General features: G+C 39.4%; 21 protein-coding genes. 16 read left to right on the top strand and 5 right to left on the bottom strand.

All coding sequences use genetic code 11. The features are described from left to right. Positions 1-143 precede the first annotated feature (143 nt). The 3 genes from fadI (at position 144) to AAEY68_RS15985 (ending at position 4,244) form a co-directional block, all read left to right on the top strand. Positions 144-1,454: an acetyl-CoA C-acyltransferase FadI gene (fadI, locus tag AAEY68_RS15975; RefSeq protein ID WP_004335629.1), complete on the top strand. Its 1,311-nt coding sequence runs from the start codon at positions 144-146 to the stop codon at positions 1,452-1,454. After that, positions 1,454-3,661 (top strand): fatty acid oxidation complex subunit alpha FadJ, encoded by a 2,208-nt coding sequence (gene fadJ, locus AAEY68_RS15980; RefSeq protein ID WP_024593910.1) that lies wholly within the window; start codon positions 1,454-1,456, stop codon positions 3,659-3,661. Before fadI ends, fadJ begins: the two co-directional genes overlap by 1 nt. 73 nt (positions 3,662-3,734) lie before the next feature. Next, positions 3,735-4,244: a GNAT family N-acetyltransferase gene (locus tag AAEY68_RS15985; RefSeq protein ID WP_024593909.1), complete on the top strand. Its 510-nt coding sequence runs from the start codon at positions 3,735-3,737 to the stop codon at positions 4,242-4,244. Between the two features lie 36 nt (positions 4,245-4,280). Here AAEY68_RS15985 and AAEY68_RS15990 read toward each other — a convergent pair whose 3' ends face one another. After that, on the bottom strand, positions 4,281-4,667 hold the full coding sequence (locus AAEY68_RS15990; protein ID WP_007580596.1) for an MmcQ/YjbR family DNA-binding protein: 387 nt from the start codon (positions 4,665-4,667) through the stop codon (positions 4,281-4,283). Between the two features lie 194 nt (positions 4,668-4,861). Here AAEY68_RS15990 and efpL point away from each other — a divergent pair, with 194 nt between their 5' ends. Then, positions 4,862-5,434 carry an elongation factor P-like protein EfpL gene (gene efpL, locus AAEY68_RS15995; protein ID WP_024593908.1) on the top strand — a complete coding sequence of 191 codons (573 nt, stop codon included), beginning with the start codon at positions 4,862-4,864 and terminating at the stop codon, positions 5,432-5,434. Between the two features lie 301 nt (positions 5,435-5,735). Then, positions 5,736-5,930: a hypothetical protein gene (locus AAEY68_RS16000; RefSeq protein WP_350586380.1), complete on the top strand. Its 195-nt coding sequence runs from the start codon at positions 5,736-5,738 to the stop codon at positions 5,928-5,930. Here the strand turns inward: AAEY68_RS16000 and AAEY68_RS16005 are convergent. Further along, complete coding sequence (locus AAEY68_RS16005; RefSeq protein ID WP_350586389.1) at positions 5,927-8,179, bottom strand: sensor domain-containing protein; 2,253 nt, start codon at positions 8,177-8,179, stop codon at positions 5,927-5,929. The two genes, AAEY68_RS16000 and AAEY68_RS16005, sit on opposite strands and share 4 nt — an antisense overlap. A 54-nt stretch (positions 8,180-8,233) precedes the next feature. Continuing rightward, positions 8,234-10,957, bottom strand: a complete 2,724-nt coding sequence (locus AAEY68_RS16010; protein ID WP_350586391.1) for an insulinase family protein — start codon at positions 10,955-10,957, stop codon at positions 8,234-8,236. 192 nt (positions 10,958-11,149) lie between these two features. On the opposite strand from AAEY68_RS16010, the gene sixA reads away from it, so the two are divergent. Next, positions 11,150-11,620 carry a phosphohistidine phosphatase SixA gene (sixA, locus tag AAEY68_RS16015; RefSeq protein WP_024608902.1) on the top strand — a complete coding sequence of 157 codons (471 nt, stop codon included), beginning with the start codon at positions 11,150-11,152 and terminating at the stop codon, positions 11,618-11,620. Positions 11,621-11,644: 24 nt separating this feature from the next. Continuing rightward, positions 11,645-11,995, top strand: coding sequence for a RidA family protein (locus tag AAEY68_RS16020; protein WP_350586393.1), 351 nt, complete (start codon positions 11,645-11,647; stop codon positions 11,993-11,995). A 52-nt stretch (positions 11,996-12,047) separates the two neighbouring features. On the opposite strand, the gene AAEY68_RS16025 is transcribed toward AAEY68_RS16020, so the two are convergent. Further along, positions 12,048-12,989 (bottom strand): AEC family transporter, encoded by a 942-nt coding sequence (locus AAEY68_RS16025; protein WP_350586395.1) that lies wholly within the window; start codon positions 12,987-12,989, stop codon positions 12,048-12,050. A 27-nt stretch (positions 12,990-13,016) separates the two neighbouring features. Beyond that, entirely contained in the window at positions 13,017-13,574 is a 558-nt protein-coding gene (gene smrB / locus AAEY68_RS16030; protein WP_007377742.1) for an endonuclease SmrB, read from the bottom strand. A 152-nt stretch (positions 13,575-13,726) separates the two neighbouring features. Here smrB and prmB point away from each other — a divergent pair, with 152 nt between their 5' ends. The 9 genes from prmB to AAEY68_RS16075 all read left to right on the top strand — a co-directional run bounded on the left by prmB (position 13,727) and on the right by AAEY68_RS16075 (position 21,393). Then, positions 13,727-14,662, top strand: coding sequence for a 50S ribosomal protein L3 N(5)-glutamine methyltransferase (gene prmB, locus AAEY68_RS16035; RefSeq protein ID WP_007580615.1), 936 nt, complete (start codon positions 13,727-13,729; stop codon positions 14,660-14,662). Positions 14,663-14,726: 64 nt separating this feature from the next. Then, positions 14,727-15,824, top strand: coding sequence for a chorismate synthase (gene aroC / locus AAEY68_RS16040; protein ID WP_008138551.1), 1,098 nt, complete (start codon positions 14,727-14,729; stop codon positions 15,822-15,824). Between the two features lie 120 nt (positions 15,825-15,944). Continuing rightward, a complete protein-coding gene (locus tag AAEY68_RS16045; protein WP_024591638.1) occupies positions 15,945-16,322 on the top strand; it encodes a DUF4112 domain-containing protein in 378 nt (125 codons plus the stop codon). 106 nt (positions 16,323-16,428) lie between these two features. Then, entirely contained in the window at positions 16,429-17,076 is a 648-nt protein-coding gene (locus tag AAEY68_RS16050; protein WP_197117940.1) for a glutathione S-transferase family protein, read from the top strand. Positions 17,077-17,137: 61 nt separating this feature from the next. Beyond that, complete coding sequence (locus AAEY68_RS16055; RefSeq protein WP_010554668.1) at positions 17,138-17,599, top strand: zinc-ribbon domain containing protein; 462 nt, start codon at positions 17,138-17,140, stop codon at positions 17,597-17,599. 117 nt (positions 17,600-17,716) lie between these two features. Then, positions 17,717-18,271, top strand: coding sequence for an elongation factor P hydroxylase (locus AAEY68_RS16060; RefSeq protein WP_350586398.1), 555 nt, complete (start codon positions 17,717-17,719; stop codon positions 18,269-18,271). Further along, the gene (locus tag AAEY68_RS16065; RefSeq protein WP_350586400.1) at positions 18,261-19,424 is read left to right on the top strand and encodes an ATP-NAD kinase family protein; all 1,164 of its coding nucleotides are present in this window, start codon (positions 18,261-18,263) and stop codon (positions 19,422-19,424) included. Before AAEY68_RS16060 ends, AAEY68_RS16065 begins: the two co-directional genes overlap by 11 nt. Next, positions 19,421-19,696, top strand: coding sequence for a YfcL family protein (locus AAEY68_RS16070; RefSeq protein WP_002962183.1), 276 nt, complete (start codon positions 19,421-19,423; stop codon positions 19,694-19,696). Before AAEY68_RS16065 ends, AAEY68_RS16070 begins: the two co-directional genes overlap by 4 nt. 143 nt (positions 19,697-19,839) lie before the next feature. Continuing rightward, on the top strand, positions 19,840-21,393 hold the full coding sequence (locus tag AAEY68_RS16075) for an AbgT family transporter (protein WP_350586402.1): 1,554 nt from the start codon (positions 19,840-19,842) through the stop codon (positions 21,391-21,393). The last annotated feature ends 222 nt before the right edge of the window (positions 21,394-21,615 follow it).

Genomic DNA, 21,615 nt, shown 5'->3' on the forward strand with positions numbered 1-21,615 from the left:
TAAATGCGTCTAAAAAAGCCTATTGTGATAGTCGTAATTAAACACTATTTATATAAATTTGTGTTTATCTATTGGCTTTAGTACACGGGTTGTTTAGAATCGAGGAAAACAAACAGGTCAGACCTGTCAGCGGGAGAGCATAAATGTCTGAGCAAAACATACTAAAAACACCAAAGGGCGACCGTATTGCCATAGTTAGCGGCTTACGTACACCTTTTGCAAAGCAAGCAACAGCGTTTCACCATGTACCTGCACTTGATATGGGTAAATTGGTGGTTAACGAAATGCTTGAACGATTAAATTTCAACAAGTCAGAAATTGATCAACTTGTATTTGGTCAAGTAGTACAAATGCCAGAAGCGCCAAATATTGCACGTGAAATTGTATTGGGCACCGGTATGCCGGTATCGGTTGATGCATATTCTGTATCGCGTGCATGTGCTACCAGCTTTCAGGCTATTGCTAATGTAGCTGAGTCTATTATGGCGGGATCTGTAAGTGTAGGTATTGCAGGTGGCGCAGATTCGTCATCAGTATTGCCAATTGGTGTTAGTAAAAAGCTAGCAGGCAGCTTAGTTGATTTAAATAAAGCGCGTACGCTTGGTCAACGTTTAAAAATATTTTCAAAACTGCGCTTAAAAGATTTATTACCAGTGCCTCCTGCAGTTGCAGAGTACTCAACAGGCCTTTCAATGGGGCAAACTGCTGAGCAAATGGCTAAAACACATAATATTAGCCGTGAAGATCAAGATGCGTTAGCGCATCGTTCTCACTCACTTGCAACGCAAGCATGGGCTGATGGAAAGTTAAAAGATGAAGTAATGACGGCACATTTACCGCCATATAAAAGCTTTATTTCAGAAGATAATAACATTCGTAAAAACTCAACTGTTGAAGGCTACGCCAAGCTTAAACCTGTTTTTGACCGTCAGCACGGTACTGTTACCGCCGCAAATGCAACACCATTAACTGATGGTGCAGCGGCCGTACTTATGATGAGCGAAAGCAAAGCAAAAGCACTAGGTTATGAAATACTAGGTTACGTACGTAGCTTTGCATTTTCGGCAATTGGCGTAGAAAAAGACATGTTAATGGGCCCAGCTCATTCAACGCCTATTGCACTAGATAGAGCGGGTATTACGCTTGCTGATTTAGATTTAATTGAAATGCACGAAGCGTTTGCATCGCAAACACTTGCCAATATGAAAATGTTTGCTTCAGACAAATTTGCACAAGAGCATTTAGGTCGCAGCAAAGCAATTGGCGAAATTAACATGGATAAGTTTAACGTTAACGGCGGCTCTTTAGCATATGGTCACCCATTTGCAGCAACAGGTGCACGCTTAATTACGCAAAGCTTACACGAGCTTAAACGTCGTGGTGGCGGTTTAGCATTAACAACAGCGTGTGCTGCTGGTGGTTTAGGTGCAGCCTTTGTATTGGAGAGCGCGTAATGACAGATTCAGTATTTAATTTAGCGGTAGATGAAAATAAAATCGCCGTGGTAACGATTGATGTGCCGGGTGAGAAAATGAATACCCTGCGCAGCAGTTTTGCCGATGATTTAAAAGCGTTACTAGAAGACGCTAAGTCGCAAAATGTAAAAGGCATGGTATTTATAAGCGGAAAAAGCGATAACTTTATTGCTGGCGCCGATGTAAAAATGCTCGATAGCGTTCAAAAGCGTGAAGATGCTTTAGCTATTAGCGAGCTATGTCATCAAGCGTTTTTTGATATGACAAAATTGCCATACACAACAGTAAGTGCGATTCATGGCGCTGCATTAGGTGGTGGTTTAGAGTTTGCTTTAGCATGTGATTACCGTGTTGGTACCGACAGTGATTTAACAAAAATTGGCTTACCAGAAGTACAACTTGGTTTACTTCCAGGTGGCGGCGGCACCCAGCGCTTAACTAAAATTGTTGGTATTCAAAAAGCACTTGAGTGGATGCTAACAGGTAAACAAATTCGCCCTACGCAAGCTAAAAAAGCAGGCGTGCTTGATGATTGTGTACCGCACAGTGTGCTGCTAAAAGTTGCAAAAGAATTTGCCGCGAAGAAAAAGCCACAAGCAAAAGAGCCAAAGCTCGACAATATTAGTAAATTACTAGAGTCAAACCCGTTTGGTCGTAACTTTATCTTTAAAAAAGCAAAAGAAAACGTACTTAAAAAAACGGGCGGGCACTACCCAGCACCACTAGCTATTATTAAAGCAGTGCGAGCTAGTGTAGAGCTTGATGAGCTAAAAGCGTATAAAACAGAAGCTGAAAGCTTTGCAACACTTGTAATGAGTGACGAATCTAAAGCGCTTCGCGGTATTTTCTTTGCAACCACTGAAATGAAAAAAGAGTGGCGCAATGATGACGCACCCGCAATAAGCAAAACTGCTGTTTTAGGTGGTGGACTAATGGGCGCAGGCATTGCGCACGTAAGTGCTGTTAAAGCTAAAGTACCGGTACGTATTAAAGATGTAGCAGAGCAGGGCATTAGTAATGCAATGAGCTACACCTATAAAATTCTAGATAAGCGTCTTAAGCGTCGTATTATGTCTAAAGCTGATGTGCAGTTAACAATGAACCGTATTACAGGTACAACTGACTACAGTGGCTTTAAACACATTGATTTAGTAATAGAAGCGGTGTTTGAAGATCTTGCACTTAAGCAAGGTATGGTTGCAGACGTAGAGCAGCAATGCCAAGTAAATACAATTTTTGCAAGTAACACGTCATCATTACCAATATCGCAAATTGCAGCGCAGGCAGCACGTCCTGAAAATGTAATTGGCTTGCATTACTTTTCACCAGTGGAAAAAATGCCATTAGTGGAAATTATTCCACACGAAGGTACATCTCAAGAAACAATTGCCCGCGTTGTTAACTTTGCACGTAAGCAAGGCAAAACGCCAATTGTTGTAAAAGACATGGCCGGTTTTTACGTCAACCGTATTTTAGCGCCTTACTTAAACGAAGCTGCTAATTTGATGCTTGCAGGCGAGCCAATTGAAAAGATTGATGCAGCGCTTGTTGAGTTTGGTTTTCCGGTAGGCCCGCTGGCTCTACTTGATGAAGTAGGGATTGATATTGGCTCTAAAATTGCCCCAATTCTTGAAAAAGAATTAGGCGAGCGTTTTAAAGGCCCTGATGCATTTATGCGTATGATTGATTCAAAACGCCTTGGCCGTAAATCGGGTCGTGGTTTTTATGAATACGATAAAAAAGGCAAAAAGGTTGATGAGTCAGTTTACGAACTATTGGGTGTTACCCTGGCTCCACGTTTAAACAAGAGCGAAATTGCTAAGCGTTGTGTATCGCAAATGCTTAACGAAGCAGTACGCTGTTTAGATGATGGCATTATTGCCAGCCCACGTGATGGCGATATCGGTGCAATATTTGGTATTGGTTTTCCACCATTTTTAGGTGGCCCGTTTAGCTATATGGATAAATTAGGCGCAAGTAAAATAAGCTCTGATATGTCTACATTAGCTAACAGCGATGCTAACTTTGCACCATGTGAATCACTGGTAACAATGGCAAGCTCTGGTGCTACTTTTTATAACGCAACACATGTTGAGGTTGTAGCTCCTGAAGTACAAAGCACTGAGTCACAAGAGCAAAGTGTAACTGAGCCTGAAGTTATTAAAGAGATTGAAACGAAAGAATAAAGTTTCTGCTATCTAAAAAAACCGCATTTAAATGCGGTTTTTTTACAGTTTTTATAAATAAATGAGGAGCTTAATGACATTATTTACACAAAGATTGAGCATGTACCAAATGGAAGAATCTGATTGGCCTCTTTTTCTAGCGCTTCATCGCGATCCTCAAGTCCTTAAGTTTTGTTTTGATATGCCAATGGAGTCACTGGTAAGAAACCGCTTTGAGATACGCTTGCCTAATTGGAATGCTAAATCACGTCATCCCCTGTGTTTACTCATTATTAATAATCAAACAAAACAACCTGTGGGTGTTACAGGTTTTGCCTATGACGGAGAAACCGCAGAGCTTGGTTATTTATTATTGCCAGAGTATTTTAATAAAGGCTACGCGACAGAATCCCTAAGAGCTGTGATTGACTGGGCTTGGAAAGAATGTGGTATTAGGCAGTTTAAAGCAGTCGTAACGCGTGGCAATATTGGTTCTGAAAAGGTGCTTGGTAAGTGCGGTTTAACCCATACCGATACACTTTTTAAAGTGCATACAATAGGCGATAAATTATATGACGATTTAATTTATACGCTTAAGGTGTAGGGTTTTAATGGGCTAGTAGCCTAGCCCAAAAAGTGTTTACAAGTGAAGTGAAATAGCTTTTCGGTCTTTTTCTGGCATGTTTTCTACGACTAAATTAAATGAGTTATCAATCATTCTCTCAATTTCACCTTGTGGAATTGTGCCGTCTAAAATTACTGTGTTCCATAAGCGTTTATTCATATGGTAACCAGGGATCACTGCCGGGAAAATATCACGCAATGATATTGCTTCATCAGGATCGCACTTTAAGTTAAGCCACCAAATAACCTCACCATCATCATTAGTTTGACCGTCATTGCCAATAGCAAGAGTCGCAAACATTTTATGATTCACTTTATATACATCAACCTCTTGCGCAAATGGTTTTGTAACCTGAACAAGTGGTTTTTTAACTAAATACTCATGTACTTTTTTCTGGTCCATGATCCATTCCTTGAAGTCATACTCGGTAAAGCTACCATAGCAGTTTTTTTCACATTTGATTATATGTATTTTAGTATAAATTAAAATTTTACAAGCTAATACAACATGTAGCGTAAAACCAACGTAATTTTAGTTGAACAAAATCCAGTTCGTGGTATGTTTCTGGCAATCAAAAAAATAATAGGAATTCACACATGCCAAAGGCGAGTGATGTTAAAAAAGGTACTGCTATTGACTTCAATGGCCGCGTTTTAGTTGTAAAAGATATTGTGCGCTCTGTGCCGCAAGGTCGTGCTGGTGGTAGTTTATACCGTATGCGTTTATACGATGTGGTAACCGGTGGTAAAGTTGACGAAACATTCAAAGACAGTGACATGCTAACGCTGGCTGATTTAACACGCCGTGAAGTAATGCTATCGTACATTGATGGTGACGAGTATGTGTTCATGGATAATGAAGATTACACGCCTTATAACTTAAGCAAAGATGCTATTAGCGAAGAAGTTTTATTTGTTAATGAAGAAACACAAGGCGTACACGTAATTGTTATTGATGGCGCGCCAGTAGGGCTTGATTTACCGTCAAGTGTTGAACTTGTTGTTGAAGAAACAGACCCATCTATTAAAGGTGCATCTGCGAGTGCTCGTTCAAAACCTGCACGTATGTCAACTGGCTTAAATATTTCTGTGCCAGAGCATATTTCAACAGGTGACCGTATCCGTATTAATACTGTTGAACACAAATTTATGGGTCGTGCTGAAAAGTAACTTGTAATACCAACCTGCATAAATCCTTGATCAATTTAACGAATTAAATTGCACTATAACGTCGTTAAAAGTTTTTTATTTAGAACAACTAGATATAAAAACTTTTGCCTAGTTCTAGCGTAATTTTCTTAACGTTAAATAGACCCCATATATAAGCAGATTGGTATAAATTATAATTTTAAAAGCCGAATCTGTATTTAACAGGTTCGGCTTTTTTGCGCGCGGGGATTTGTTGCTTTAAATTTAATCACGTTAGCGTTAGAATAAGCGCCGTATTTTTGAGCAACTTTAAGGCGTGATTTTGTTTATAGTTTTACTAAGCAGTATATTTATAGCTTTAATGTATTTAGAAGCCATTAAAAAAGGTATGCCAATTAAGCGATGGCTTATTTTAGGCGGTTTACTTGGGCCTGTGGCCTGGTGCTTATTTAATCTACATTATCGTCGTGCTTTAGTTAAAAATGTAGGTATAAATGCGTGTATATGGCGCCCTTAATTTATCGACGCCACATTTTTATTTTTTCTAATTAAGCTTGGGGCTGCTTTAGTTTGTTGCTGCTTTAAAAATTCAGTAAATTCACTTTTTGATAGTGGCTTAGAATAGTAATAACCTTGTACTGTTTCGCAATTAAGCTTTTTAAGTATATCAATTTGATGAGCTTGTTCTACACCTTCAGCAACTACATGCAAATCAAGGTTATGCGCAATAGTGACTATTGAGTCGACCATATTACGCCCACGTTCGTTGGTCATGTCATCTATAAATGCTTTATCTACTTTAAGTGTATTAAGCGGAAATTGCTTTAAATACGCTAATGATGAATAACCAGTACCAAAATCATCCATTGCTAAATGAATACCTCGGGCACTTAACGAACGCATAATTGCAATGGCTTCTTTAGGGTCGTCCATTACAGTACCTTCTGTTATTTCAAGCTCTAAAAAGTAAGAAGGTAATTCGTTTTTTTGCAAAATAACGTCAATACGAGAAGTTAAATCGGGGAGGCTAAATTGCTTTGCTGATAAGTTGACAGCTACTCGGCCGCTAAATAAACCGCTATCTAGCCATTCTTTTACGTCTCTGCAGGCTTTGTTTAATACAACTTCGCCAATTTCAATTATTTGGCCCGTTTCCTCGGCTATGGGTATAAAAACGCCTGGGCTAATAATGCCCTTTTTGGGTGTAATAAAGCGCACTAATGCTTCCATTCCGGTTAGCTTGCCTGTGCGAATATTCATTTTTGGTTGGTAGTACACTTCAAAATGATCTTCTTTTAAACCAAAGCGCATAAGGTTTTCTATTTGCAGTCGTTTAACGGCTTGACGGTTCATTGTGTCGTTAAAAAATAGGTAGCTATTACCTTTCTTTTTAGCATGATACATCGCGGTATCTGCATTTTTTAGGAGCAGTTCAGGCGTATTACCGTCTTCTGGAAATAATACAATGCCTACACTTGAGGTGATTGCCAGTTCGTGGCCAGCCATTTTAAATGGTGTAGCAATGGCTGCTAAAAACTGTTTTGCCATACGTGTAATTACATGTATGTCGTTAGTGTCAGACATTACAAGAGCAAACTCATCGCCGCCTAAACGATAAAATACATCATTTTCGCGGGTTAGTTTATTTAAGCGCATTGCTAGTTTAGCTAATAAGCTGTCACCTAGTTGATGCCCTAACGAGTCATTTATTTTTTTAAAGTTATCTAAATCGAATACAAGCAAGGCGTGATGCGAGTTGAGCTTTACTAGCTTTTGCAAATCAGTAAAAAATAAATTTCGGTTAGGCAGACTAGTTGTGCGATCTCGATTCGATAAGTTATGTAACTGCGATTCGGCTTTTTTACGCTCTGTTAAATCTGAATAAACAACGACATAATTAGTTATTTGATTTTGATCGTTTTTAATTTCATCTATCGATATTTCTATAGGCAATAAAACACGCTCACTATTACGAAGCTTCACTTCTTGTTGGATATGTTCGCGCTCTTTTACTATTTCAATAATTCTGTTTGTGTAGCTTGGCTCATACCCAGATAGGTTGAAATCTTTTCCTAAGTATTGCTCGCGTACGCCACCAAACAAGGTTAAAAAACTCGGGTTTATATCAACCAGTTTAAAGTTTTTATCGTAAATTGCTAAGGCGTCAGTGAGAGATTCAACACATTTAGCAAAAAGGTTTAAGCGTTCTTCCGTTGATTTTAACTGTGATATATCGCGAACGGTACCTGTCATTCTAAGGGGTGATAAGTTGGCGTCTTTTTCAATTATTTTTCCGCGATCGAGTACCCAATGCCAACGACCAAATGTATCTTTGATTCGGTAGGTGGCTTCAAAAAAAGCAGACTGCTCTGCAAAGTGTACTTTTAACAAGTGCTCAACGTTATTAATATCGTGAGGGTGAATAAGGCCTTTGTTTGGCGGAAACCCCATTAAGGTAGTCGAATCCATTAAGTACTTATCGTTAATACGAATAACTTCGCCTGTTTTTATGTTCCAGTCCCAAAGTGTATCGCCGCTACCTTCTACAGTACTTTTAAGGCGTTTTTCCGAAAGGCGGAGTTGGCGGCGTGAGCGTCTAAGTTTGTGGATTACAAATAACAGGTAGGGCAAAGCAAGCGCTATAATGGCGCTTGCTAGTATAAGTATATTGTCGGAGTTGTAATTAAATGATGACTCAAAGGCAAAAAGCTCAAATGAGCAAGCAAGTATTACAAGCATGCTTAGTTTTATTATTATTTTTATCATTTTTTTATTACTTCTAATTTACAAATGATAATTTAAAACAAGCTAAACCTAGTGTCAAAGAGATTGAGAGTAAACGGGCATATTTTGAGATTTATTGACTTTTGCCGAGCTTAAAAGCTCATATCTTGGTCTATTATCATCAAATAGGCTTAGTGCATAAACTTTTAGTTCTTTTAGGGTTAGCGCATTTAAGGCATCTAAAAGTCGTTGTTGCATATGAAATTCATGATCTCTATTACCAATAGCAAGCCATAACCGTTGTGAGCGTAGGCGCAGGTTTTTATCTTTTTCTGCAATATGAGTACTAAGGCCGTGTTTTTGCTGTTGCCAATCGTTTTCATCAAGTGCATCAATGTTATCAAGGTAGTTTTTAATAAAACGGTTATGTCGATGCAATAAAGTTTTTGCATCAAACTTAGGTGACTGCACATAAAATGCTATACCAGCACGCGTGTTAAATGGTGCATAGCCTGCGCCTACTAAATAACCAAGTTGCTGTGTAGTTCGTAATTCATTAAAGTAATCTTGATTAATTAAATGATTTAACGCCATCATTTTTACTTTTTCGGCCACGCAATCCGTTTGCGCTTGATAGTAAATAACCATTGCATGGTCGTTACAAGGAAGCTCTAACTCGTAGCGAGTTACTTTTTTAATTTCAAAAAGAGGGCGTCTTAAATCTTCAATTATGGTTGCGTTTTTTAAGTGATTTGCGACCTTTTTTTGAAAGGCTATTGCATCACTTTGCTGCCAGTTACCATGTAAAAATGATTCAACATGTAGTGCTTTAAAAAAGTCTGTTCTGAACTCATTAAATTGCTGAAAACAGGTGTTTTTTAATGCCGATGCAAGCTCCCCAGGTTGTGGGTTCCAAGGCATTATTTTTGCGCCTAAAATGCTAAATAACTCACTGACTGGTTTGTTTTGGTTGCTATTACGCCAATGCCTTACAAGCTGTTTTTTATATTCAGCAAAGCGTTTTGCACAGATCTCTACATTAAATAAAGCATCTATTAATTGATCAACAAGCTCTAACTGGCTAGATGAAAGCCCCGCGGTATGTAGAGTTAATCCACCTTGATGCGAGGTTAAGTGGTAGCTAAGTCCCGCAAGTTCTGCTGGATAAAATTGCTCGCCCACACTATCCATAAATAAATCTGTAAATAAGCGGGTGAGTGCCATATGTTTTACATCTTTTACGGCAAAATCAGAATCCATGGCCAAATAAAAATGGCCTTTAGCAACACGAAATGTGTTGTCTTGTTTAAACCAAAAGTCAAAACCGGGTTCTTTTACTAATAACTCGGGTTTTGTTTGTGGTTTTACGACATCAAATAACACCACTTCTTTTGTTAAATAAGGATTAGCTGTAGGTAGCAGCATTTCGCTCAACGGCTTATTTATCTCGCTAAGGGCATCAAGCCAACTAGGTGAAATATGTTCTACTTTATATGGTGTGTTGTACCATGCCGTTTTATGTTCAGGCTCTACATCTGGATGTATAAGTACGATGCGCATATTATGTGGCGTTAACCACTGCATGGCCATTTCGTGGGTCGCTTTTTTAAAGCCTTCCATTAAATAGTCGCCTTGCACGTAATTTGCTTCGTCGTAATGCTGCATATTAATGCTTAAATTACTGACCCAATCAATTAAGCGTGATTTTTCTTGGTTATCGAATGCTATTTGTAATAGATTTTTTTTATCTTGATATAAGCACGGCAATTTTTCGGTGTTATCGTTAATTAAACAAATGTATTCAAACACCATTTCAATAATATCTTCAAAGTATTCAATACCCTCATCGGTAAGCGCTAAGCTAATATTAAAATCTTTGAAGTTGCTGCCATTAATACCACCGCCAGCAGAAAGTGCATTGATCCAGCCTTGTTCTTTTAAAATAGAATAAAGAGAACCCGCGCCTTCATAGCCAAGTAAGTGGGCAATAAAACTTACTGTTTTATGGCGATAAAAGTCGTCAATATTAGGCATAGCAAAACTTATAATAAGTTTTTGCATATGCTTATGTGGCTCAATATGGAGTATTTTTCCTATGTCTTGTTTGCGATAAAGTGGCTCACTGATCTCTGGCTTTTTAAGGTTTTTGTTGCCGTTAATTGCGCCAAAGTAAGTTTGAGTCCAGCTTTGTAGTGTATCTAGTGTTTCGTTTGCGCAAATAACTAAGGTCATCCACTGAGCTTGGTACTGGCTATTAAAAAAGTCACGAAGCTCATCACTAATACATCGCTCTCTGTCAGCTAAGGTTTGTAGGTTTCCTACAGAAAATTTAGCAAATGGATGAGCAGGGTTTACCGTTTCTTTGTGGGCTTGATAAATACGGCGACCGTCGTCTTTTATTTTTAGTTTAAACTCGGCTTCAATTGCGTTACGTTCTTTTTCTGTTTCGGCTGAATTTAAAAGAGGCGCAATAAAAAAGCGGCTAAATTGGGTAAGTGCTTGTTCAAATTCTTGATTGTTAATATCAAAAAAGTAACAGGTATGCTCAGTGCCGGTCCACGCATTGGTGTTGCCGCCAGCTTGCGAAACAAAATTATTAAAACTGCCTGAATCTGGGTATTGGTCAGTGCCTAAAAAAAGCATGTGCTCTAAAAAGTGTGCTAGGCCTTGCCTATCAAGAGGGTCGTCAAAATGTCCGGCGTTAACTGCCATTGATGCTGCCGCTTTTGTAGAATCTTTATCTTGCACTAATAGTACTTTTAGACCATTGTCCAGTGTAAAGGCGCGGTATGCTCTGTTATCATTGCGGCTGATATTCAAATGATGCTCCTGAAACTAAACGTTTACTTGTTAACAACAGATGATGGCTTCAGGAAAGCGAAGTACAGCTTAAAGATTTACCTGAATCTCATGAAAGAACTATTTTAGAAATAAATAGATTTATATTGTTAATATAGCTGACAAACGGGCAAACTGGCTACTGTTTTATATTCTTTAATCGGTTGATTTTTTATGAAAACAATCCTAATAATGCGCCACGGCGAAGCAACACCCATGCAGGCTGATGATGCAGGTAGAAATTTAACCCAAGCAGGGCACGATGAAGCTGAAAAAATGGGCCTTTGGCTCAGTAAAGCACATTACCCTGATGCACTGTTAGTTAGTCCTTACATTCGAGCACAGCAAACAGCTGCAGGTGTGGCTAAAAATAACGTATTTAAATTTAGCGAAACCACGTCTGATATAATTCCCGAAGGCAAACCTCAAATTGCTGCTGACTACATCGAAACACTTATTGCTACTCACCCCCAATGCAATACATGGCTTGTTGTATCACATATGCCTATTGTAAGTTATTTAGTGGACCAGTTAAGCCCTGGCAATATGCCCATTTTTAATACGGGCGCTGTTGCTGTTATTAGTTACGATGAGCAAACCCAGCGTAGTAGTTATTTAAGTATAAATGCCCCAGAAAACGTTTAAATATAAATAATTGAGTAAAGTAAAATGACAATAGAACGTTTACAAACAGGTGCGCGCATGAGCCGCATTGTAAAACATAACGGCACTGTGTATTTATGTGGGCAGGTATGCGCCGACGCGCAAAAAGGTATTAAAGAGCAAACTCAAACTATGCTTGATAAAGTAGAGGCATTGCTTGATGAAGCGGGAAGTTCAAAAGAACATATGCTTAGCGCGACTATTTATGTAAAGAGCATGGAATACTTTGCTGATATGAATGCAGTATGGGATGCGTGGGTAACCGAGGGTTATGCACCAGCACGTGCCTGCGTAGAAGCTAAAATGGCACGTGATGCATTACTCGTAGAAATATCTGTTGTAGCGGCCTTAAAGTAATTTGATTAAACAATTATATAGCTCATGGCAGTTTTGTTAGTTATATAGTTGTTTAAAGCAAAATAGCCAACCAAAAGCTAAAACTCAACATACACAATATAGTAGAAAGTACCACCGTCCCTGCAAGCGTTGCTTGATGCTGTTTTAACTGACACGCAGTTAAGTAAGCATTTACCCCTACAGGCGATGCACTCAATAGAACTAGCACATTTCTTATTTGCTCATCTAACTCAAACACATAAGTTGCTGCAACAAATACCCCAGCCGGTAATATAATAATTTTTAATAATGAAGATATAAGCGCGGGCTGCCAGTTTGAGGCTATTTTATAAAATACTAAGTTTGCGCCTAGTACAAATAAAGCACACGGAATAGCGGGTTTGGCGAGTAAGTCTATACTGCTTACTAAATTGTCATATAAGCTAAGCCCAGATACATTAATGATCAACCCGCAACCAATACTCAGTACGATAGGGTTTAGCACCATGCTCTTGCTAAAGTTATACCATGAGAAGTTTTCAGCATTTCCTTTTGCCCCAATTAAAAAGGTCAGGGCAAATAGCAATGTGCTATGAAAGGTGATGATCATAAATGCAATAGCAATCATCTCTTTACCCAGTGACGCTATAACAATTGGGATACCTACCAACACCATATTTGAATAACTACCTGCCAAACCAAATACGCTGTGTTGTTGATAATTTATTGCTTTATTATTGAGACATGGCTTATTTAAGTAAAAGCGGTCAATTAAAATGCCTAATCCAAACACACACAAAACCGGTATGTAAAAGCTCATAAATGCAAAAAGGCTGATGCTTTGCTGCAGGTTTATTTGCGACATATTTAGTACTAAAAAGGCTGGTAAACTCACATAAAAAGTAAATTTACTTAGACCCGCAATGTTTTGTTCGTTAAAAAATTTTAACTTACAACAGCCATAACCCAGTGCAACAATAAAAATGAGCGGAAAAATAATTGAAAAAATATGCACGTAGTTACATCTTAGTAATAGCTATAGTTAGCGTCTAAATTCATCACTTTGCGGTAAATTAATTAGTATGAGTACAGCGCCTCTACCACCATATTCGAGAGGGGCTTGGTGCATCGCTATTACGTCAGGGTGCTGTACTAAGTACTGAGGCACTTTGTGCTTTAGTACGCCGCCGCCAATACCGTGCACTACACATGCACAATAGTAATGCTGCTTTTTACATTCGTGAATGAGTCCAGCGAGTTCATCTTTAGCAAGTTCTTTATTTAAGCCATGTAAATCTAGCGTCAAATCGGGTGCAAAGTCACCACGGCGAAGCTGTTTAGCTAGGAAGGTATCTTGGCCTGGTTTTACATATTTAACCGTGCCGTGGGTGTCTATATCGGGAATATAAACGTCTGAGAAGAAAAATTCAGATTGAGCCTGCTTTTTTTGCTGGGCAAATTGCTTAGCTTGTGACACCTTAGGCTTTGTATCAAAACGATGAGTATCTTGTTTAAATACTTTGGCGCCTGTGATCGTTTGACGAAATAAGCTTATGTCGTCATTGCTTAGGGACGAATGTGATGGAGTGTCTTTTTTCATAACTATTACCTAAACAAAAAAACGTAAAAACGCAGCGCAAAAGGCGGTACAATACTTAAATGAGGGGCAATTGTAATTTGCCCAGCGCAGATAGGCAATGCAATCGTCTTAAAGACTCAAAACAGTCAGTAAGCTAATACAGGTAAAAATATATGAGCGATTTACAAATAGAAGAAGCAACACTCGAAGAAGCCGTTGCAGAACTGTCAACTTTACATGACTGGTTACGTTGGACTACAAGCCAATTTGCAAGTAGTAGTATATTTTTTGGACACGGTACAGATAACGCATGGGATGAAGCTGTAAGCTTATTACTGCCTGCGCTTAGCTTGCCTGTTGATGCGCCAAAAGAATTAATGCACGCGCGTTTAACAAGCACAGAAAAAAACCGACTTGCGGGTCTTATTGCAGAACGTATTAACGACTGCACACCAGTACCTTACTTAACAAACATTGCATGGTTTGCGGGTATGCCATTTTATGTGGATGAACGTGTACTTATACCTCGCTCACCGTTTGCTGAGCTTATCAGCAACCGCTTTACACCCTGGCTTGAAGAGCCACAATCGGTTAACCGCATATTAGATTTATGTACGGGGTCGGGTTGTATCGCAATTGCACTTGCTCAAGCTTTTGAGGAAGCACAAGTTGATGCGGTAGATATATCGTATGAAGCGCTTGAAGTGACAGATATTAACATTAACGATTACATGTTAAGTGATCGTGTGTTACCCATTCAGTCCGATGTATTTAGCGGTGTACCAGGTCAAAAATACGACCTAATAGTTGCAAACCCACCGTATGTTGATGCAGAAGATATGGCTGACCTGCCACGTGAATTTCATCATGAACCAGAGCTTGGGCTTGCATCAGGCCACGATGGTTTAGATGTAACCCGTACTATTTTAAGTGAAGCGAGTGAACACCTAACTGATAACGGTTTGTTATTTGTAGAAGTTGGTAACTCTATGGTACATATGGATGCACTGTATCCGGGCGCGCCGTTTGAATGGATTGAATTTGAACAAGGCGGCTTAGGTGTATTTGTAATTAGCAAAAAGCAGCTAGATGAGTATTTTGCAAAATAAGTGAAAAATGAATAGCCAAGCCGTGTGCTTGGCTATTGGTAGTCATTAGGAATGAGGAAAGTTAATGGCAGGTAATAGCATTGGACAGTTATTTAAAGTGTCCACCTTTGGTGAGAGCCACGGCGTTGCATTAGGCGGCGTTGTTGATGGTACTCCCGCAGGTCTTGAAATCACAGAGGCCGACTTACAAATTGATTTAGATCGCCGAAAACCAGGCCAAAGCCGTTATACAACGCAGCGCCGCGAAAGCGATCAAATAAAAATATTAGCAGGCGTTTTTGAAGGTAAAACCACAGGTACTAGCATTGGTTTATTAATTGAAAACACCGATCAACGTTCGCAAGATTACGGCAAAATTAAAGATGTATTTCGCCCAGGTCATGGCGATTACACGTATTGGCATAAGTACGGCCTGCGCGATTATCGTGGTGGCGGCCGTTCGTCTGCACGCGAAACCGCGATACGCGTAGCGGCAGGCGCTATCGCTAAAAAATACTTAAAGCAATTTCATGGTATTGAAGTTAAAGCATGCTTAAGCCAGCTAGGTCCTATTAAGGCGGAAACGTTTGATTGGGACGAAGTTGAAAATAACTTATTCTTCTTCCCTGATGCAAGTAAGCTTGAAGCGCTTGACGAATATATGCGTGACCTTAAAAAGCAAGGTGACTCAGTTGGCGCTAAAGTAAAAGTAGTGGCAAGCAACGTACCAGTAGGTCTTGGTGAGCCAGTATTTGACCGCCTTGACGCTGAACTTGCACACTCATTAATGAGTATTAATGCAGTTAAAGGCGTGGAAATTGGTGATGGCTTTGATGTAGTTGAGCAAAAAGGCTCTGAGCATCGCGACGAGCTAACCCCTGAAGGTTTTACATCAAACCATGCAGGTGGCGTACTTGCGGGTATTTCGACAGGGCAAGATATTATTGCTTCTATTGCGCTAAAACCAACGTCGAGCATTACCATCCCAGGTAACAGCATTAATACAAGCAACGAAGCGGTAGAGATGATCACCAAAGGTCGTCACGATCCTTGTGTGGGTATTCGTGCAATCCCGATTGCGGAGGCAATGATGGCTATTACCTTAATGGACCACTTACTGCGTCAACGCGGACAAAATCCGCATGTAAACCACGAACACGGGCCAATTAACGGCTCTGTGTAAGTATTTATAATTATAAAAAAACGCGGATTACCGCGTTTTTTTATGTCTGTAATTTAGTTTAAAGCCTTTCAGGAGTTGTTCAAGTAGGCCCTATATACTGCAAGAAGGAGGGTAGTAATCATGAACGATAATATTAATGAACACTCACAAATAAAAGCCCAAGCTGCAATAGCCCGCTTAGAGCGATTCAGTAAGTTAACTGATAGCAGCATTGGCATTCCTTTTACTAAATTTAATATAGGGTTGGAGGCTGTGATTGGTTTAATTCCCGTTATAGGTGATGCCGCAGGGCTAATTTTATCAAGTTATGTGCTGATAGAAGCCCAGCGTTTAGGTGTGAGTAAACGTATAAAAACTAAGATGATTATCAATATGCTCATAGACTTTGTGGGCGGTTTAGTGCCATTTTTTGGTGATATTTTTGATGCCTTTTTTAAAGCTAACACGCGTAATACACAACTATTAAAAAAGCATTTAAACAAGCAGTTGAGTGAGTAATTAATAGCTTTAAGTAACCGTTAGCAAAGAGACTTTAAACAAAATGTTGTTGGTTGTTAAATCACCTAGTAAGGTAGGAACGTCTATTCACTTTGGTATCTACAATATGCAATTATTTATCGGTAATAAAAACTACTCTAGCTGGTCATTACGCGCATGGTATTTAATGAGTAAATTTGATGTTGAGTTTAGTGAAACCCAGCTGGTACTCGACACCCCCGACTTTTACAATGAACTAAAAAAGACCTTTGCTTTGCAAAAAGTCCCAGCGTTAATTGATGGCGATTTACAGGTATGGGATTCGCTAGCAATTTGTGAATATATTAACGATGCTTACTTATCAGGCGCTGCATGGCCAAAATATATTACCCAAAGAGCTAAAGCGCGTGCACTAAGCGCTGAAATGCATTCAGGCTTTATGGCACTGCGCAGCGAAATGCCAATGAATATAAGAGCAACCCGTAAAGTAGACCTATCGAGCGAAGCACTAAAAGACATAGCCCGTATAGACGAGATATTTGCACAGCAACAAGATGTGTTTCCAAATGAGTGGTTTTTTGGTGACTTTAGTATTGCTGATGCCATGTATGCGCCTGTTGTACTGCGCTTAAAAACCTATCAAATTACGTTATCGCCAGAGGCGCAGCAATATTGTGACTTTGTTATGCGTTGCCCAGTATTGCAAGTATGGATCACTCAGGCATTAACCGAAACCGACATAGTAGAGTGTGATGAAGCAGGAACGCCTGTATAATTATTGTTTTTTATATGGCATGTTTTATGCCTTAAAATCATAAGTTTAAACTAGGCAGCTCATGTATCTAAATCACCCAAGGTATGGCAATACACCAATAACTACCAATACCCCAGTGACAATAGAGGCGATAGAGAATGCGCACTGGCGTTACTCGAGCCTTAAATACTTCCCTAATACGGTAATATTGGCTGATATAAAAAAGCAAAACTATGCCATTTATCCTCGGGCACTTTATGTTGATATTGAAGAGAAGTGCGGGACTTGCTCTAAGGCATTTATTTTTTTTGCTCAAGAGCAGCAATATTGGTTTGAAACATTAAGATTTTGGGTCGATTCACACTGTACTCATTGCTTTGAATGCCGTAGACATGCCAGATATATACTAACTCTACGTAAACGGTACGATATGTTAACTAGCTTAGCCAATAAAACCTCAGGTGAAAAAACACAGCGTAAAGAACTTGGTAATACTCTTTACTGTTTAGGTATTATTAAAAATATCAATAAAGTGAAAGATTAGTCCGCTTATATTTTACTATCACGCCTTATTTTTACTTTAGTTGTAAAAGCCCGTACAATTCGTCTCGTTTTTACTGCGCAAAATAGCGCTGCAACCGAGAAAAATTAGCCTAATTTTATGCATCAAATAGCTGATCTAATTTCAATTTTTGAACGCACTTTTTATCAAAGTCATAATACATGTCTGATAAAAGGCGATTTTGAACCTGTGTATTTACCAGCAACAGAGCACGTGCCATATCACCAAGTTGTATTCGCTCATGGTTTTTACGCGAGTGCACTGCATGAAATTGCGCATTGGCTAGTAGCAGGCGATGCACGTCGTTTATTAGAAGATTATGGTTATTGGTATTGCCCCGATGGGCGCGACAAGCAAAAACAAGCTGAGTTTGAAAGCGTAGAAGTAAAGCCTCAAGCTATAGAGTGGTTATTAAGCACCGCAGCAGGGTTTACTTTTAATGTGTCGGTGGATAACTTAAACGGCGAGCAAACATGTCGGTTTGATTTTCAGCAGCGAGTACATGCACGCGTATTATCGTTAATCGAAAATGGCTTTAACTCTCGTACAGAGTCACTTTTAAAAGCACTCTCTGATTTTTATAATACACAGTGGCCATTAACAGCGCAGCAATTTAATTGGCAACACCCAAAGGAGCTTTGTAATGGCGTTTAAATTAGGTTTAATTGTAAACCCAGTAGCGGGTTTAGGCGGCACAGTTGCCTTAAAAGGTAGTGATGGCGCACACACAGCCGCTAAAGCAATCGAATTAGGTGCAGAACCAAAAGCAAATAGCCGTACAAAAGCAGCGCTTGAAGTGCTATTGCCTTATAAAGAGCGCTTAACCATTTACACCGTTAACGGTGACATGGGTGAGCAAACAGCAAAAGCCTTGGGCTTTAATGTAGAGGTTGTATACAACTCTGAAGTAATAACAACTCCAGATGACACAGAACAAGCAGCAAAAGTACTTAAAGACTTTGGTGTTGATTTAGTTTTATTTGCTGGAGGCGATGGTACAGCGCGTAATATTTGCCATGCAATCGAAGATACCATTCCTGTACTTGGTATTCCTGCAGGCTGTAAAATTCATTCTGGTGTATACGCCATTACACCCAAAGCAGCAGGGCGCGTAGTCGAAATGCTGGTTAAAGGGGAGTTAGTTACCTTAGCTGATGCAGATGTAATGGATATAGATGAAGATGCCTTTAGACAAGGCACAGTAAAAGCAAAGCGCTACGGCGAAATGCAAACACCTAGCGAAGTACGCTATATGCAAGCGGTTAAAAATGGCGGCAAAGAAACCGACGAACTCGTACTTGCCGACATTGCTGCGCATGTTGTATCGCAAATGGATGAAGACACATTTTATATAATGGGTAGCGGCTCAACCGTTGAGGCCATAATGGAAGAAATGGGACTTGAGAATACGTTGCTTGGCGTTGATTTAATAAAAGATCAAACCTTAGTTGCTCAAGATTTAACGGCGAAGCAATTACTTGAGCTTACACATGATCAAAGTACTAAGTTAGTCATTACGCTCATTGGCGGGCAAGGGCATATATTTGGCCGTGGTAATCAGCAATTGAGCCCTGCGCTTATACGTGCAATTGGCAAAGAAAACATTATTGTAGTAGCAACAAAAACAAAACTACAAGCGCTTAATAGCCGCCCCCTTATTTGTGACACCGGCGATGGCGAATTAGATGATGAATTATCGGGTTATATTAAAGTAACCACCGGATTTAACGACCATATTATGTATGCAGTAGGGCACCAAAACCTTGAAAATACAGGTGCTTTGCAAAACCAGGAGATTAATAAATGAGTTTAGTGAACTATATCGATGCAGCCCAGCAGTACTTCGATGATTTAGTAATAAAAGCAACTGACGATGAGTTATTTGCAGGCGGCTATTTACGAGGTCATTTTGATCTTGCAGTTGGTTATGCCGAAGTAGAAAAGCTGACAATCAGTATAGATGAGCTAAACGAAACTGTAGAGCAGAGCTTAGTTAAAGCGTATCGTAATGGTGAGCTTAACGAAGAAGATAAGACATTAGTTGCACGCTTGTGGGAAGAAGTTAAAGCCCTCGCTTAAAAGTAAGTGATACAAAAAACACGATTTGTTTATCACTATCGTGTTTTTTTGTGCCCAAAACTTTTAAAGCTGATTTTTATGTTAATTTACTGTTTTGTTTTTATGCGATATTGTTACTAAAATAAATTTTAGGAACAATAAGAATGAATAATAATCAAGACGCTTTACCTTCAGGTGTTGTAGCGCGTTTTTTAAACTTTGTTGAGCGGGTTGGCAATAAGCTTCCAGATCCAGCCGTAATATTTCTGTTTGCAATGTTATTAATTTGGTTTTTGTCGTGGTGGTTTTCAGGTGTAAGCTTTGATGCAATAGACCCACGTACCGGTGAAGCGATTATTATTAATAATATGCTGGCAAGTGATTCGCTCGCTACTTTTTTATCCTCTATGGTAAAAACCTTTACCGGCTTCGCTCCCTTAGGTGTCGTTTTAGTAGCTATGTTAGGTGTAGGTGTTGCAGAGCATTCGGGCTTTATTAATACTGGTCTTAAGTTAATGCTTAAAGTTACTCCTAAAAAGCTATTAACGCCTTCAATCATTTTAGTCGCTATTGTGAGCCATACAGCTACTGACGCAGGTTATGTGTTAGTTATTCCGCTTGCTGGTGTTATATTTTATGCTGCAGGACGCCATCCGCTTGCGGGTATTGCAGCTGCATTTGCTGGTGTGAGTGGTGGTTTTGGGGCTAACTTCATTCCATCAGGGATTGATCCATTGCTACAAAGCTTTACCCAAAGTGCGGCGCAAATAATTAATCCTGCAATAACAATTAACCCGTTAAATAACTGGGCATTTGCTTCAGCATCTAGCTTATTTATTGTGGCATTAGGCTGGTACATTACCGATAAAATTATTGAACCACGTTTACAAAAAACAACGGTTGATGGTGCTAAAGAGGATTTACCTGTATTTGAAGATGCACGTAGTGATGAAAAACGTGCCTTTTATATAGCCAGTACCGTGATGATTGCAGGGCTTGCGTTATTAGCATTTGTCTCTGCTCCAGACGATTCTGCAATGCGCAGCAGCGATGGCTCATTAACTAATTTTAGCTCGCCATTAATGCAATCTATTGTACCGTTAATCTTTTTATTATTTTGGATACCCGGCGCGGTATATGGCTTTACCGTAGGCACATTTAAAACCTCTAAAGACATGATAGATGCCATGAGTAAAGCGATGAGCGGCATGGCATATTATATTGTTATGGCATTTTTCTGTTCGCTATTTATTGCTGCATTTAGTAAATCAAATTTAGGTGCATTACTCGCAATCGAAGGCGCGCAGTTATTAAAGGCAATGGAATTGCCAAGTGCAGTAACGGTTGTGGGCATTATCTTTTTAACTGGCTTTGTTAACTTGTTTGTAGGTTCAAGTTCAGCAAAATGGGCATTACTTGGCCCTATTTTTGTACCGATGTTAATGCAACTTGGCATTTCACCAGACTTAACTCAAGCCGCTTATCGTGTAGGTGACTCAAGCTCTAATATTATTACACCGTTAATGCCCTATTTCCCATTAGTGGTGGTGTACTGTCAAAAGTATGTGAAAGGCACCGGGATAGGCACTTTAATTGCTATTATGCTACCGTACTCAATCGCCTTTATGATTGGCTGGAGTATCTTTTTATTAGGTTACTGGGCACTTGGTATTCCACTAGGGCTTGATGCTAGCTATGTTTACCCAGCTTTGCCTTAACCTAAACCTTGATTTATGAACCTCACTCACTTGAGTGAGGTTTTTAAATAAAAGTCCTGTAATGTAAAAGTAAGTCTAAGTTACCTTTCTAAATCTCTCACTATATAGCCAAATAAGTTGGCCTCACCAACAATATACACATAATCGTTTTTGTTGTTCATTATTGTAGACTTAGCGTCGTACCACCTAAAATCATGAATTTTATTCGTTTTAGGGTCTTTG

The organism is Pseudoalteromonas sp. RB2-MNA-CIBAN-0110 (assembly GCF_040309305.1).
Taxonomy (GTDB): Bacteria; Pseudomonadota; Gammaproteobacteria; order Enterobacterales; family Alteromonadaceae; genus Pseudoalteromonas; species Pseudoalteromonas arctica.

Excerpts from the sequence above, each read along its gene's own strand:
- AAEY68_RS16045 (WP_024591638.1), top strand. The coding sequence starts at position 15,945 with ATGAACGATAATATTAATGAACACTCACAAATAAAAGCCCAAGCTGCA.
- AAEY68_RS16050 (WP_197117940.1), top strand. The coding sequence starts at position 16,429 with ATGCAATTATTTATCGGTAATAAAAACTACTCTAGCTGGTCATTACGC.
- sixA (WP_024608902.1), top strand. The coding sequence starts at position 11,150 with ATGAAAACAATCCTAATAATGCGCCACGGCGAAGCAACACCCATGCAG.
- prmB (WP_007580615.1), top strand. The coding sequence starts at position 13,727 with ATGAGCGATTTACAAATAGAAGAAGCAACACTCGAAGAAGCCGTTGCA.
- fadJ (WP_024593910.1), top strand. The coding sequence starts at position 1,454 with ATGACAGATTCAGTATTTAATTTAGCGGTAGATGAAAATAAAATCGCC.
- smrB (WP_007377742.1), bottom strand. The coding sequence starts at position 13,574 with ATGAAAAAAGACACTCCATCACATTCGTCCCTAAGCAATGACGACATA.
- AAEY68_RS15990 (WP_007580596.1), bottom strand. The coding sequence starts at position 4,667 with ATGGACCAGAAAAAAGTACATGAGTATTTAGTTAAAAAACCACTTGTT.
- AAEY68_RS16005 (WP_350586389.1), bottom strand. The coding sequence starts at position 8,179 with ATGATAAAAATAATAATAAAACTAAGCATGCTTGTAATACTTGCTTGC.
- AAEY68_RS16075 (WP_350586402.1), top strand. The coding sequence starts at position 19,840 with ATGAATAATAATCAAGACGCTTTACCTTCAGGTGTTGTAGCGCGTTTT.
- aroC (WP_008138551.1), top strand. The coding sequence starts at position 14,727 with ATGGCAGGTAATAGCATTGGACAGTTATTTAAAGTGTCCACCTTTGGT.
- AAEY68_RS16055 (WP_010554668.1), top strand. The coding sequence starts at position 17,138 with ATGTATCTAAATCACCCAAGGTATGGCAATACACCAATAACTACCAAT.
- AAEY68_RS15985 (WP_024593909.1), top strand. The coding sequence starts at position 3,735 with ATGACATTATTTACACAAAGATTGAGCATGTACCAAATGGAAGAATCT.
- AAEY68_RS16065 (WP_350586400.1), top strand. The coding sequence starts at position 18,261 with ATGGCGTTTAAATTAGGTTTAATTGTAAACCCAGTAGCGGGTTTAGGC.
- AAEY68_RS16020 (WP_350586393.1), top strand. The coding sequence starts at position 11,645 with ATGACAATAGAACGTTTACAAACAGGTGCGCGCATGAGCCGCATTGTA.
- AAEY68_RS16070 (WP_002962183.1), top strand. The coding sequence starts at position 19,421 with ATGAGTTTAGTGAACTATATCGATGCAGCCCAGCAGTACTTCGATGAT.
- fadI (WP_004335629.1), top strand. The coding sequence starts at position 144 with ATGTCTGAGCAAAACATACTAAAAACACCAAAGGGCGACCGTATTGCC.
- AAEY68_RS16060 (WP_350586398.1), top strand. The coding sequence starts at position 17,717 with ATGCATCAAATAGCTGATCTAATTTCAATTTTTGAACGCACTTTTTAT.
- efpL (WP_024593908.1), top strand. The coding sequence starts at position 4,862 with ATGCCAAAGGCGAGTGATGTTAAAAAAGGTACTGCTATTGACTTCAAT.